This is a genomic window from Pseudomonas sp. NFIX28 (assembly GCF_900107395.1).
Taxonomy (GTDB): domain Bacteria; phylum Pseudomonadota; class Gammaproteobacteria; order Pseudomonadales; family Pseudomonadaceae; genus Aquipseudomonas.
This window is the reverse complement of record NZ_FNPW01000014.1, coordinates 28,978-41,709: the sequence shown is the minus strand read 5'-3', so window position 1 is coordinate 41,709 and position 12,732 is coordinate 28,978. Positions and strand designations below refer to the sequence as shown.

Annotated in this window: 11 protein-coding genes; 5 read left to right on the top strand and 6 right to left on the bottom strand. The window is 65.6% G+C overall.

All coding sequences use genetic code 11. The annotated features are described in order from the left end of the window. Positions 1–171: 171 nt before the first annotated feature. Entirely contained in the window at positions 172–1,413 is a 1,242-nt protein-coding gene (locus tag BLV20_RS23505; RefSeq protein WP_092304972.1) for a TIGR03862 family flavoprotein, read from the top strand. A gap of 178 nt (positions 1,414–1,591) precedes the next feature. On the opposite strand, the gene BLV20_RS23500 is transcribed toward BLV20_RS23505, so the two are convergent. Further along, the gene (locus BLV20_RS23500) at positions 1,592–2,926 is read right to left on the bottom strand and encodes an RNA helicase RhlE1 (protein WP_092304837.1); all 1,335 of its coding nucleotides are present in this window, start codon (positions 2,924–2,926) and stop codon (positions 1,592–1,594) included. A 213-nt stretch (positions 2,927–3,139) separates the two neighbouring features. Between BLV20_RS23500 and BLV20_RS23495 the strand changes: the two genes are divergently transcribed. Further along, positions 3,140–3,598, top strand: a complete 459-nt coding sequence (locus BLV20_RS23495) for a hypothetical protein (RefSeq protein ID WP_092304836.1) — start codon at positions 3,140–3,142, stop codon at positions 3,596–3,598. 69 nt (positions 3,599–3,667) lie between these two features. Here the strand turns inward: BLV20_RS23495 and yedA are convergent, their stop codons facing one another. After that, on the bottom strand, positions 3,668–4,582 hold the full coding sequence (gene yedA, locus BLV20_RS23490) for a drug/metabolite exporter YedA (RefSeq protein ID WP_092304835.1): 915 nt from the start codon (positions 4,580–4,582) through the stop codon (positions 3,668–3,670). 161 nt (positions 4,583–4,743) lie between these two features. On the opposite strand from yedA, the gene BLV20_RS23485 reads away from it, so the two are divergent. After that, positions 4,744–5,196, top strand: coding sequence for an Lrp/AsnC family transcriptional regulator (locus BLV20_RS23485; RefSeq protein ID WP_092304834.1), 453 nt, complete (start codon positions 4,744–4,746; stop codon positions 5,194–5,196). 147 nt (positions 5,197–5,343) lie between these two features. Here BLV20_RS23485 and BLV20_RS23480 read toward each other — a convergent pair whose 3' ends face one another. The 3 genes from BLV20_RS23480 to BLV20_RS23470 all read right to left on the bottom strand — a co-directional run bounded on the left by BLV20_RS23480 (position 5,344) and on the right by BLV20_RS23470 (position 7,419). Beyond that, positions 5,344–5,955 carry a 3'-5' exonuclease gene (locus tag BLV20_RS23480; RefSeq protein WP_092304833.1) on the bottom strand — a complete coding sequence of 204 codons (612 nt, stop codon included), beginning with the start codon at positions 5,953–5,955 and terminating at the stop codon, positions 5,344–5,346. A 32-nt stretch (positions 5,956–5,987) separates the two neighbouring features. Further along, the gene (locus BLV20_RS23475; RefSeq protein WP_092304832.1) at positions 5,988–6,467 is read right to left on the bottom strand and encodes a LabA-like NYN domain-containing protein; all 480 of its coding nucleotides are present in this window, start codon (positions 6,465–6,467) and stop codon (positions 5,988–5,990) included. 136 nt (positions 6,468–6,603) lie between these two features. Continuing rightward, positions 6,604–7,419, bottom strand: coding sequence for a DUF2076 domain-containing protein (locus BLV20_RS23470; RefSeq protein ID WP_092304831.1), 816 nt, complete (start codon positions 7,417–7,419; stop codon positions 6,604–6,606). A 179-nt stretch (positions 7,420–7,598) separates the two neighbouring features. Between BLV20_RS23470 and BLV20_RS23465 the strand changes: the two genes are divergently transcribed. Further along, entirely contained in the window at positions 7,599–8,258 is a 660-nt protein-coding gene (locus BLV20_RS23465) for a YciC family protein (protein ID WP_092304830.1), read from the top strand. A gap of 89 nt (positions 8,259–8,347) precedes the next feature. After that, positions 8,348–9,430 (top strand): endonuclease/exonuclease/phosphatase family protein, encoded by a 1,083-nt coding sequence (locus BLV20_RS23460; RefSeq protein WP_092304829.1) that lies wholly within the window; start codon positions 8,348–8,350, stop codon positions 9,428–9,430. 680 nt (positions 9,431–10,110) lie between these two features. On the opposite strand, the gene hrpB is transcribed toward BLV20_RS23460, so the two are convergent. Beyond that, positions 10,111–12,642, bottom strand: a complete 2,532-nt coding sequence (hrpB, locus tag BLV20_RS23455) for an ATP-dependent helicase HrpB (protein WP_092304828.1) — start codon at positions 12,640–12,642, stop codon at positions 10,111–10,113. Between the last annotated feature and the right edge of the window lie 90 nt (positions 12,643–12,732).

The window sequence follows — 12,732 nt, the reverse complement described above, 5'->3', positions numbered from 1 at the left end:
CGCAGGCTGCGATCGACCGGAACGGTCGCCGGCGTCGGCACTGGCGCTGGAGGTCCTGCGGACCTATCGCAGCCTGCGGCAGCGGCTACAAAAGCTGTGTCGTCAGGAGCATTGGCGATGGGCCTGCCTGGGGTAGAATGCCCGGCTAATTCCGCCACGCCGTCGCTCGCCATGACCTTATCCCGCACCGCCCTGCCCCATCACGTCGCCATTATCGGTGGCGGCCCCGCTGGCTTGATGGCGGCCGAGGTGCTGAGCCTGGCGGGCATCCAGGTCGATCTCTACGACGGCATGCCGTCGGTGGGCCGCAAATTCCTGCTGGCCGGGGTCGGCGGCATGAACATCACGCATTCCGAGGCCTACCCGGTCTTTCTTTCGCGTTATGCCGAACGGGCGCCGCAGATCGCCCCGCTGTTGCGCGAGTTCGGCAGCGAGGCCCTGTGCCAATGGATTCATGGCCTGGGCATCGACACATTCGTCGGCAGTTCGGGCCGGGTATTCCCAACCGATATGAAAGCCGCGCCACTGCTGCGCGCCTGGCTCAAGCGCCTGCGCGATGCCGGCGTGGTTATCCACACCCGTCATCGCTGGCTCGGCTGGAACGCCGATGGCAGCCTGCGCATCGCCAGTCCGGACGGCGAAAAGGCGGTCCAGGCCGATGCCCTGTTGTTCGCCCTGGGCGGCGGCAGCTGGTCGCGCCTGGGTTCGGATGGCGCCTGGATGCTGCCGCTGGAGCAGCGCGGCGTGCAACTGGCGCCCCTGCAACCGAGCAACTGCGGGTTCGAAGTGCAGGACTGGAGTAACCTGCTGCGCGGCAAGTTCGCCGGCGCACCGCTGAAAAACGTCGCCATCGGCCTGAACGATGACATCCCCCGCCTCGGCGAGTGCGTGATCACCACCACCGGGATCGAGGGCAGCCTGATCTACGCGCTGTCGGCGCCGATTCGCGAGGCGATCAACAAGCACGGCGCGGCCACGGTGCATATCGACCTGTTGCCGGGCAAGCCCCATGACCGGATCCAGGTCGCGCTGAGCAAGCCACGGGGCTCGCGCTCCATGGCCAAGCACCTGCAGAGCCACTTGGGCATCGACGGAGTGAAGGCCGCGCTCTTGCGCGAACTGGCCCCTGCCGATTGTTTCGCCGACCCGGCGCAGCTGGCCAAGGCAATCAAGGCCCTGCCGTTGACCCTGGTGAAGACCCGCCCCCTGGACGAAGCCATCAGCAGCGCCGGCGGCGTGATGTTCGAGGCCATGGACCAGCGCTTGATGCTCAAGCAATTGCCCGGTGTGTTCTGCGCCGGAGAGATGCTCGACTGGGAGGCGCCCACTGGCGGCTACCTGCTCACCGCGTGTTTCGCCAGCGGACGGGCGGCGGGGTTGGGGATGCTCGAGTGGTTGCGGGAAAAGGCCTGAACCCGGCCTACGCCCTGTAGCCGCTGCCGAGCGAAGCGAGGCTGCGAACGGCCGCGCAGCGGCCGCCAAAGCAAACGACCCGGCTTCTCCAGGAGAACCGGGTCGTTTGGTTTTACGAGGACTGCGTCCTCGATCGCAGGCTGCGCCAGCGGCTACAGGGGCGGTGTTGGCCTCTGGCTTACGGCTTGCGCTTGCGCGGCCCGGTGTTGAAGACCGGGACCTTGCGCACCGGCTTGACCGCCGGGGCTTCGGCCACTTCGCCGCTGTCCACCCACTTGCCCAGGTTGCGCTTGCCGCCACCGCCGGAGGTTTTTGGCTTCTTCGGCTTTTTCGGCTTTTTGATCACCTGGCCGCTGGCGTCGGTTTCCGGCACCCGGTGCTCGGGGATGAAGTCCGGCTCGTCATGGCGCTTGAGGGTCTGGCGGGTCAGCATCTCGATGGCCGACAGCAGGTTCACTTCATCGGCGCACACCAGCGAGATCGCCTCACCGGTAGAACCGGCGCGGCCCGTGCGGCCGATGCGGTGGATGTAATCCTCGGCGACGATCGGCAGGTCGAAGTTGACCACCAGCGGCAAGTCCTCGATATCCAGGCCACGGGCCGCGACATCGGTGGCCACCAGGATCTGGATCTCGCTGGCCTTGAAGCGGTCCAGCGCGCGCTGGCGGGTCGCCTGGGGCTTGTCGCCATGGATGCCGTCGGCATTCACGCCCTGGCCTTGCAGCCGCTCCACCAGCGCGTCCACGCCGTTGCGGGTCTTGGCGAACACCAGCACCTGCTTCCAGCGGTTCTTGCGCAGCAGATGGCTGAACAGCTCCGGCTTGCGCTTCTTGTCCACCGTCACCACCCATTGCTTGACGGTGTTGGCGGCGACGTTGCGCGGGCTGACTTCGATGCTCAGCGGATCGTTGAGCATCTGCCCGGCCAGCAGGCGGATGTCATCGGAGAAGGTCGCGGAGAACAGCAGGGTCTGGCGCTTTTTCGGCAGGGCGCGATAAATGTTCGCCAGCTCTTCGGAAAAGCCCAGGTCGAGCATGCGGTCGGCTTCGTCCAGCACCAGGGTCTGCAATTGGTTGAACTTCAGCGCGTTCTGGCGGAACAGATCCAGCAGGCGGCCCGGCGTGGCCACCAGCAGATCAACGCCGCCGCGCAGCTTCATCATTTGCGGATTGATGCTGACGCCGCCGTACACCGCGTAGGTGCGCAGCGGCAGGTTCTCGGCGTATTGGCGCACCGCTTCGTGCACCTGTTCGGCCAGTTCGCGGGTCGGCACCAGAATCAGCGCGCGCACCGAGTTGGCGGTGACTTTCGGCCCTTCCATGGCCAGCAACTGCAACAGCGGCAAGGCGAAGCCGGCAGTCTTGCCGGTGCCGGTCTGGGCCGCGGCCATCAGGTCGCGACCGCCCAGCACCGCCGGAATGGCTTGCGCCTGCACCGGTGTCGGGGTCTGGTAGCCAAGCGTTTCGAGGGCGCGCAGCAAGGGGTCGATCAGGCCAAGAGTGGCGAATGTCATGGGGGATACCGTAGGGAAAATGTCAGCGCAGGTGTGCAATGGGCGGCAGTTTACCCTAATTCAGGCGGGTTTCTTTCGGGCTGACGAGCTGCCCCGCTACGGCTCGCCCGCTGGCGAACGCGAAGAATGCAGGTGGACGCACCTTGAGAGACGGGAGGAGAATTCAGTCCCTTGTCCCTATCGCCCCACTGAAAACCCAGGAGCCTGACCTGTATGGATACTCCCAACCCTTTCCAGACACCTGCCGCCGAGTTGCTGACCCCGGCTGCCTCAACGGCGTCATTGCGCCTGTACAGCATTAACGCTGTCGGCCTGGCCACCTTCCTCGGCACTTCCGTCGCGGGCTCCTACATGATCGCCGCCAACCTCAAGGCGCTCGGCCGTGAAAGCGAAGTGAAGAAGGCCTGGTACATCGGTATTGGCCTGCTGGTGGTGATGATGGTGCTGGGCGTGGTGTTGCCCGAAAGCGTTCCAGCCGTGGCCTTCGTACTGCCACCGATTTTCGGAATGAACGCCTATGCGCGCCAGCTCTTCGGCCCGGTCGTCATCGAACACAAACTCAGCAAGGGACCGTTCTTCTCGCTGTGGCGCGTCGCGGGGATCAGCCTGCTGTTCATGCTGGCCTTCGTCCTGGCGCTGACACCGCTGGTGATGCTGTTCGCCCCGGCCTGAGCAGCACCGGCTGGAATAAAAAACGCCGGGCAATGCCCGGCGTTTTTGCTCGCGCGCCAACCGGCCGCGTCAGGCAGTGGCTTCTTCCTGAATCGCCGCGACCTTGGGCTTGCGCCACTGCGGCAGGCCGATCAAGACCACGGCACTGATGATCACCACCATCGCCAGCGCCTCCTCCAGGCCAATGGTCTCGCCGACGAAAACGATCCCCAGCAGCACCGCCACCGCCGGGTTGACGTAGGCATAGCTGGTGGCCGCCGCCGGGCGCACGTGCTTGAGCAGGTACATGTAGGAGTTGAAGGCGATGATCGAACCGAAGCCGATCAGGTACGCCAGGGCCGCCCAGCCTTCGATCGGCGGGACCGCCGCCAGTTGCTCGCCGCTCAACCAGCTGCCGATCAGCAGCACCACGCCCCCGACCAGCATCTCGGCGGCACTGGCCATTGCCCCTTGCGGCAACGGCAGGTGCTTGCTCCACACCGAACCGAAGGCCCAGGCCGCCGCCGCGAATACCAGCAAGGCCGCGCCCGTGGGGCTCGATTGCAAGTTGGAGCCGAGGTTGAGCATGGCGATACCGACCAGCCCGAGGACGATCCCGGCCCATTCCAGGCGGGTGTTGCGCGCGCCCCAGAAGTAGCCGCACAGCAGGGTGAACAGTGGCACCGTGGCCACCGCCAGCGCCGCCACGCCGGAGGCCACGCCCATGTGTTCGGCGACGCTGACCGCGCCGTTGCCGAAGCTCAACAGCAGGATGCCGATCATCCCCGCCGCCCGCCATTGCGCCCAGGTCGGTGCCGGCACCCCGCGCCAGCGCAGGAAGCCGTACATCAGGCTGCCCGCGATAACGAAACGGATGCCGCCGAGCATCAGCGGCGGCCAGTATTCGACACCGATGCGAATCACCAGGTAAGTCGACCCCCAGATCACGTACAACGCAAAAAAGGCGGCAATCAAAGGCAAGGGAAAACGGCGTAGGCCAGGCATGGGCAGCTCGAAGACAGGGCAAGGGAGAGCGTTATTCTAGAAAGCCGACCGACGGAACTTAAGTTACAAAACCTGTTTAAAGGGCCAGTACACTTTTCAAAACATGGAGATTCTGGCTATAAACCATGCTTTCGAAAGTCGCCGCGTTTGGAAGCCTTATCATGGATAAATATGACCGCATGCTGCTCGCGGCCCTGCTGGAAAATGGCCGGGCGAGCTACGCCGAACTGGCGCGCAAGGTGAACCTCTCTGCCCCGGCCGTGGCCGAACGGGTGGCCAAGCTCGAAGCCAGCGGGGTGATCACCGGCTACCAGGCCAAGGTCGACCTGGCCAAGCTCGGCCTGCCGATCCAATGCGTGATCGAACTGCGCATGGCCCAGCACGGCAATCAGAAAGCCTACGACGAATTGAGCCGGATCCCGCAACTCACCGAATGCCATCGGGTCACGGGCGATCCGTGCGTAATCATGCGCGCCGCCGTCGGCTCGATGCCGGAGCTGGAAGAGCTGATTAACCGCGTCGCCCAATTCGGTTTCAGCAAGACCTCGATCGTGCTCTCCAGCGCCATCGAACAGCGCGTGCCGCTGGGGCATCTGGAGAGCAACGGCAAATAAACCCCACCACCGTTCTGTAGCCGCTGCCGAGCCCTGGCGAGGCTGCGATCGGCTCCGAAGAAGACGCGCTCTTGAGGGCCCTGGAAGGCTCTTCGAGCCCTATCGCAGCCTCGCCAGGGCTCGGCAGCGGCTACAGAGATTGAGGAGTCAGACGCCGCGATGACGCTTGAGGTGTTCGCCGATCTTGGCGGCCGGCACTTTCTGCAATTTGCACAGCAAGTCGTGGGACAGCTCGCGCAGCCCGTGTGTCTGCCGCAGTTCCAGCGCCAGGTGGGCGGTGAGGTTGGCGGCCATTTCCGCATCGGCCATGGCCCGGTGAGCCTGGCCGGTATGGGGCAGGCTGGCGAAGGTGGTGAGGGTGCCGAGCTTGTGGTTGGGCGCCGCCGGCATCAGGCGCCGGGCCAGCAGCAAGGAACAGGCGAAGTTCTGCAAACGGGTGCGCTTGATCCGGCCAAGCTCGTAGTCCCAGAACTTCTGGTCGAACGCGGCATTGTGCGCCAGCAGCGGCGTGGTGCCGACGAACTCGTTGACCTCGTTCATCACCTGCTCGGCCGGCGGCGCGCTACGCAGCATGGCGTTGCTGATGCCGGTCAGCTGTTCGATAAAGGCCGGCACCCGCACGCCGGCATTCATCAGGCTCTGGTAACGCTCGACGATGCGCCCCTGCTCGAGGATCACCACGGCGATTTCCGTGGCCCGGCAACTGCTGCTCGGGGAGATCCCGGTGGTTTCAAAGTCGATGACTGCGATGCGTTCCAAACCTGTCCTGCTCCGTAGAAAAAATAATCAGCTCAATTCTTGAGCAATAGCGCGCCTTCGATCGGCACGTAGCGCGTGGCCGCGCGAATCAGCGAATTGGCGGTCAGCCCCGGCACGCCATAGGCCACCGCCTCGACACCGTGCTTGCCGATGATGCGCTCGAGCAACAGGTCGAAATCGCCGTCACCGGAGGCCAGCACCACTTCGTCGACGTGATCGGCGGCGTCCATGATGTCGATGGTGATGCCCACGTCCCAGTCGCCCTTGGCCGAACCGTCGCTGCGCTGGATATAGGGTTTGAGTTTTACCGTGAAGCCCAGGTTGCGCAGGATCTGCTGGAACTGCTGCTGCTTGCTGTCGCCCCGGTCGATCGCATAGGCGTAAGCCTCGACTATCTGCCCGCGCTGGCTGATGTCGGCCCACAGGGCGGCATAGTTGAAATGACAACCATAGGCCTGGCGCACGGTGTAATAGAGGTTCTGGACATCGGCGAACACAGCGATTTTTTTCACCGCTTATCCTCATGGCGCTCACGCGCGCGAACTGGGCCGGGATGCAACCCCCGAAAAGTCGCCCAGTATGCCAGCCGGAAGGAAGGTTCCGCGAATAATCGGTCCGGGCCGCTGCCGCGTTCCGGACCGATGGCGGTCAGACGAAGGAATCGTCGTCGGAAAACAACGAGCTGTCGTCGTTGCCATAGTCGGCATCGCTGAAGCCGCCCTGGTCGTTGTTGCCCCAGGCATCGTTGTTGACCATGCGCTGTTCGTCATTGCCCCAGCCGCCCGAATTGTCGCTGGCGGGGGCCGGTTCTTCCTTGATCACCTCGACGACTTCCTGCGGCTGCTGGTTGCCGTGGAACAGGCTGCTGAGGCCTTGCGCCAGCATCACGCCACCCGCCACGCCAGCGGCGGTCTTCAGCGCGCCGCCCAGGAAGCTGCTGCCCGCCGCGGCCGGCGCCTGCTGGGATGGCGCGCCATAACCTTGTTGCGAAAGGCCTTGTTGTGAAAAGCCCTGCTGTGGAAAACCCTGCGCAGAGCCCTGCTGCGGGTAGTTCTGCTGCGGCTGCGGGTTGAAAGCCGGCCGCGCCGGTTCGCGCCAGCCGCCGGACGAGGCCGGGGCGCTTTGCGTCGGTGCCGGCTGCGGATCGCGGGAACCGCCGCCGAAGATGCTCGACAAAAACCCGCCGCTACTGCCAGGCGCCGGGGCCTGGGATCTGGCCTGCTGCAACTCGGCCTGCAATTGCTGGACTTGCTGGCTGAGCTGCTGGTTCTGCTCGTCGAGGCTCTTGAACGCGGCCTCTTGCACCAGAATCGCCTGGGTCATGAAATACCCGGCGCCAGGCTGCCGGGCCAGATGCTCCTTGATCCGCGTCTCGGCCTGGGCGTCGCGCGGGGCTGAATCCTTCGCGGCTTGCTGCAACCGTGAAAACAGTCCATCGATCAGGGTTTGCTCTTCGCTGTTCATGGCGACCTCTTTAGATTGCCGGTAGAAAACTGGGCCTTGCCCGTCATGCACAAGGTGCAAGCAGTAATGGGGCTGCTGCGGGGGCTTTCAATGGCCTTTACCGAACGTTTACGTTTGCTTGCCCCGGGGCTGCATCGGTTAAAGTGTCCAACCGCTTTTTCGATCTGCGATAACCATTGATGAATCCGTTAACCGTTCTGCGCGACTCCCTGTATTTCTGCCAGCGCAACCTGGGGCGCATCGTCCAGCTGTGCCTGCCGCTGGTGGTCCTCGAGGCGCTGCTGCAACAGGCGGTCGACCGCTCGCTGGGCCCCGAGGCCTTTCCCGGCTACGGCGTGATCGTCGGCCTGCTGATCTACCCGCTGTACACCGGCGTGCTGATCCTGTTCCTCGATGCCCGCAGCCGTGGCGAATCGCCGCAGGCCCGCGACCTGCTCGCCGCAGCCGTCAGCCTGTGGCCGCGCTTTGCCCTGCTGACTGCCATCAACACCCTGCTGATTTTGCTCGGCCTGTCGCTGTATTTCCTGCCCGGGCTGTGGCTGATGGTGACCCTGGCCTTCGCCGAATACCTGCTGGTGCTCAAGGGCCTGCAACCTCTGCCCGCGATCAAGGAAAGCCTGCGCCTGACCCGCGGGCATTTCCTGCGGATCCTGGTCTGCATCCTGGCCGTGATGGCCCCGCTGTGGCTGCTCAAGGGCGCCAGCGCGGCGGCCTATCCCGAGCCCGGCCCGATGCTGTCGCTGCTGATCGAAAGCGCCCACAGCTTCCTGCAACTGTTCACCAGCGTGGTGGTCTTCCGCCTGTTCATGCTGATCGGCGACTTGCCGGACAAGCAATGACCCGGGACTGCGAGCGCTCTGCCCCTTGGGCCGCGGCCCCGCTCTCGGTTATGCTCGGGCCCAATCCAGCAACGCCATAAGCCGAGCCGATGCCCCGTCTATTTCGCTTGATTCTCCTGGGCCTGCTGATCAGCGCAGGCCTGTTGTCAGCCCTGGTCTACAGCCTGACCTGGCGTCCCGATGCCAAGGAGTCGCTACCGGTCGCCTGCACCGGCAAGGCGCCCACCCTGGTGCCGGGCCAGGCGCTGAAAGTGATGACCTGGAACGTGCAGTACCTGGCGGGCAAGCGCTACGTGTTCTGGAACGACCAGGCCCAGGGGCCGGACGAGCGCCCGACCCCGGAAGACATGGCCTTCAGCCTGGATGAGGTGGCGCGGGTGATTCGCGACGAGCAGCCGGACATTGTGCTGCTGCAGGAGCTGGATAACGACGCCAAGGCCAGCGCTTACCAGGACCAGCTCAAGCTGCTGCAGGAACGCCTGACCGACCTGTATCCATGCCACACACAGGCTTTCGACTGGAAAGCCGATTTCGTTCCCTCCCCGCCCATCTTCGGCAGCGTCGGCCGGCAACTGGCGACCTTGAGCCGCTACCGCATCGAACACGCCGAACGCCTGCAATTGCCTGTGCCCGCGGCCAATTTCGTCAGCCGCCAGTTCCAGCCGAAAAACGCCGTGCTGGCGAGCTACCTGCCGTTAAGCGACGGCGGGCAGATGGTGGTGCTCAACACCCATCTGGACCGCGCGACGAACGCCGCCGACACCACCTTGCAAACCCAGGTCGGCGCACTCGCCAAGGTCCTCGACCGCTTCGAGGCTCGCGGCACGCCCTGGCTGATCGGCGGCGACTTCAACCTGCTGCCCCTGGGCCAGTACCAACGCCTGGCCCCCGAGCAACGTGCGCCCTACTCCGCCGACAGCGCGCTGCACACGCTCTGGGACAAATACCCGATGATTCCCACCAACAACGAGGCCAGCGGCATCGACCGCGCCCTGTGGCTGACCCACTTCCCCAACGACCCGGCCTTGAGCGGCCCGGACCGGACGGTCGACTACCTGTTCTACAGCCCACGGCTCAAACGGGTCGAGGCCCAGGTCCGGCAGGACGACACCCTGCGCATTTCCGACCACCTGCCGCTGACAGCCCGCTTCCTGCTGCCCGCCGCGCAGTAACCAATGTCCCTGTAGCCACTGCTCACTTTTCAACCAACACCTGTAGCCGCTGCCGCAGGCTGCGATCGGCTTGGGCGGCATTCCGACGCAGCGGACGCAAAACCTGAGTCCTCACATGAAACCGGATGGCGAGCGCTACGCGCTCGATCGCAGCCTGCGGCAGCGGCTACGGGGGCTGTCACGCCATCAGGTTGTCAGCAAAAGGTGGGCGCTTACCCCCAACCTTTGTGGAGCCGCTTGTGGATAACCTGCGCGTAAGCCGCTGCACGCCAGGCAATACAAGCCCTCCAGCCCACTGCTCACTTTTCGACCAACACCTGTAGCCGCTGCCGCAGGCTGCGATCGGCCGGAACGGCCGTTGGCGTCGACACTGGCGCTGGAGGTGCTTCGGACCTGTCGCAGCCTGCGGCAGCGGCTACGGAAACGGGGGGCCTGTCGCGTTATCAGGTGGTCATCAAAAGCTGGGCGCTTACCCCCAACCTTTGTGGAGCCGCTTGTGGATAACCTGCGCGTAAGACGCTGCACACCAGGCAATACAAGCCCTCCAGCCCACTGCTCACTTTTCGACCAATACCTGTAGCCGCTGCCGCAGGCTGCGCTCGGCCGGAACGGCCGCTGACGTCGACACTGGCGCTGGACTTCGGACCTGTCGCAGCCTGCGGCAGCGGCCACAGGGGGGGTTATTTGCGCGGTTTGGCGCGCGCCGTGGCTTCGGCCACCAGAGGGTCATCCGGCCAGTAGTGTTTCGGGTAACGGCCCTTGAGGTCCTTCTTTACCTCGGCGTAGGTGCTGCGCCAGAAGTTCGCCAGGTCCTGGGTCACCTGCACCGGCCGCCGCGCCGGGGACAGCAGGTGCAGCTTGACCACCTGCCGTCCGCTAGCGATCCGTGGTGTCTCTGCCAAGCCGAACAGCTCCTGCAGGCGCACCGCGAGAATCGGTGGCTGCTCGCTGTAATCAAGGCGAATCGACGAGCCGGACGGCACCGTCAGGTGGTGCGGCGCCAGCTCGTCCAGGCGTTGCGGCAACGGCCAGGGCAGCAGGTTATGGACAATGCTGGCCAGCTCCAGGTTGGCGAAGTGGCTGAGGCGCGAAACCTTGCCCAGGTACGGCAGCAGCCAGCTTTCCAGGCTCTTGAGCAAGGCCGCGTCACTGACGTCAGGCCATTCGCTTTCGCCCTTGGCCGCCAGATCAAGCTGGCGCAACAAGGCCACCCGGGCCTGCCACTGGCGCAGCTCCGGGGTCCAGGGCAACAGTTCCAGGCCCTTGCGCCGCACCAGGTTGACCAGGGCCTGGCAGCGCGCCGCCTCGTCCAGGCCAGTCAGCGGCTCGCGGCTGAGCACCAGCTCGCCGACCTTGCGCTGGCGCTCGGCGCGCAACACGCCTTCGCGCTCGTCCCAATCCAGCTGGTCGACGCTGCGCACCTGCTCGGCCAGCACCGAGTCGAACAGTGCCGGATCGAAAGCCGCCGCCAGGTAGATGCGTTCTTCGCGCTGGCCCTGGCGACTGCCCAGGTCGGCGATCACCAGCCAGGCTTGCTTCATCAGGCTGTCGGTCTCGCTGAACAACGCCGCGCGGCCGTTGGCCAGCCGGTATTCGGCGCCGCCAGGGCGGCGTTGCTGGGCGACCCGATCCGGATAGGCCAGCGCCAGCAGGGCGCCCAGCCAGCGCGGGTGGTCCGGGTCCGCCACTGCCTGGCTTGGCTGCCCGCGCAGATAACTGCGGTACTGCCGGGCCAGTTGCCGAGCCCGCTGGACCCCGCCCTGCGCGCCACGGGCCGCCCGCTCCTCGCCGGACAGCAGCACCAGGCGGCTATGCAGGTCGGCACCGCCGCCGCGCAGGATGTCGCGCTCGCCGAGCAAGGCGGCGACGTCGCAGGCCATGTTCGCCAGCCCCAGGGCCTGGCCCCGCAACAGCAGATGGGCAATGCGCGGATGGGCCGGCAGCTCGGCCATTGCCTGGCCATGCGGTGTCAGCTTCCACTCCTCGCCCACCGTGGCCGTCAGCGCGCCGAGGCGTTCGAGCAGGTCCTGGGCCTGGGCATAGGCCGCGCCGGGCGGCACATCCAGCCACACCAGTTGCGCCGGCGTCACGCCCCAGCGGGCCAGTTGCAGGGCCAGGCCCGCCAGGTCCGCCTGGAGAATTTCCGCGCTGCCATAGGCCGCCAACTGTTCATGCTGGTCCTGGGACCACAGGCGATAGCACACTCCGGGCTCCAGGCGCCCGGCCCGACCGGCGCGCTGGGTGGCGCTGGCCCGGGAAATGCGCTGGGTGTCGAGCCGGGTCATGCCGCTGCCCGGGTCGAAACGCGGCACCCGCGCCAGCCCGGCGTCGATCACCACGCGCACGCCGTCGATGGTCAGGCTGGTCTCGGCGATATTGGTCGCCAGCACCACTTTGCGCTTGCCCGGCGGCGCCGGCTCGATGGCCGCGCGCTGGGCCGCCAGGTCCAGCTCACCGTGCAGCGGACAGAGCAGAACCTGCGGGCGCTCGCCCAAGGCATCGGCCAGTTGCTGATGCACGCGACGGATTTCGGCCTGCCCCGGCAGAAACACCAGGACGCTGCCGCTTTCATCGTCCAGCGCCTCAAGGACGGTCTGCACCAGCCGCGGCTCGATGAACTCGCCCGGCTGGAAGGGCCGTCCCCAGCGCACATCGACCGGGAACATGCGGCCTTCGCTGCGCAGGATCGGCGCATCGTCCAGCAGCCCGGCCAGGCGCTCGCCTTCCAGGGTCGCCGACATCAAGAGGATTTTCAGCGGCTGCTCGTCACGGAACAGATCGCGGCCATTGAGGCTCAAGGCCAGGGCCAGGTCAGCGTCGAGGCTGCGTTCGTGGAATTCGTCGAAGATCAGCAGGCCGACGCCTTCCAGCGCCGGATCGTCCTGCAGACGGCGGGTCAGGATCCCCTCGGTAACCACCTCGATGCGGGTGTTCGGGCCGACCTTGCTATCCAGACGGATGCGGTAGCCCACGGTTTCGCCAACCTTTTCCCCCAGTTCGCTGGCCAGCCGCTCGGCCGCCGCCCGTGCCGCCAGGCGCCGCGGTTCGAGCATGAGAATGCGCTGTCCGGCCAGCCAGGGTTCGTTCAACAGGGCCAAAGGCACGCGGGTGGTCTTACCGGCGCCGGGCGGTGCTTCGAGCACAGCCTCGTGGCGCGTCGCCAGGGCTTCGCGCAGGGCGGGTAAAACTTCATCAATTGGCAAAGAATTCATACTGGCTCCCAAACAGAGGCGCGAGTATAACGGCGAACTGCCTGGCGTTAATCACGGTCTGAATTCATACCGGCAACGCTTCAGCCTTGC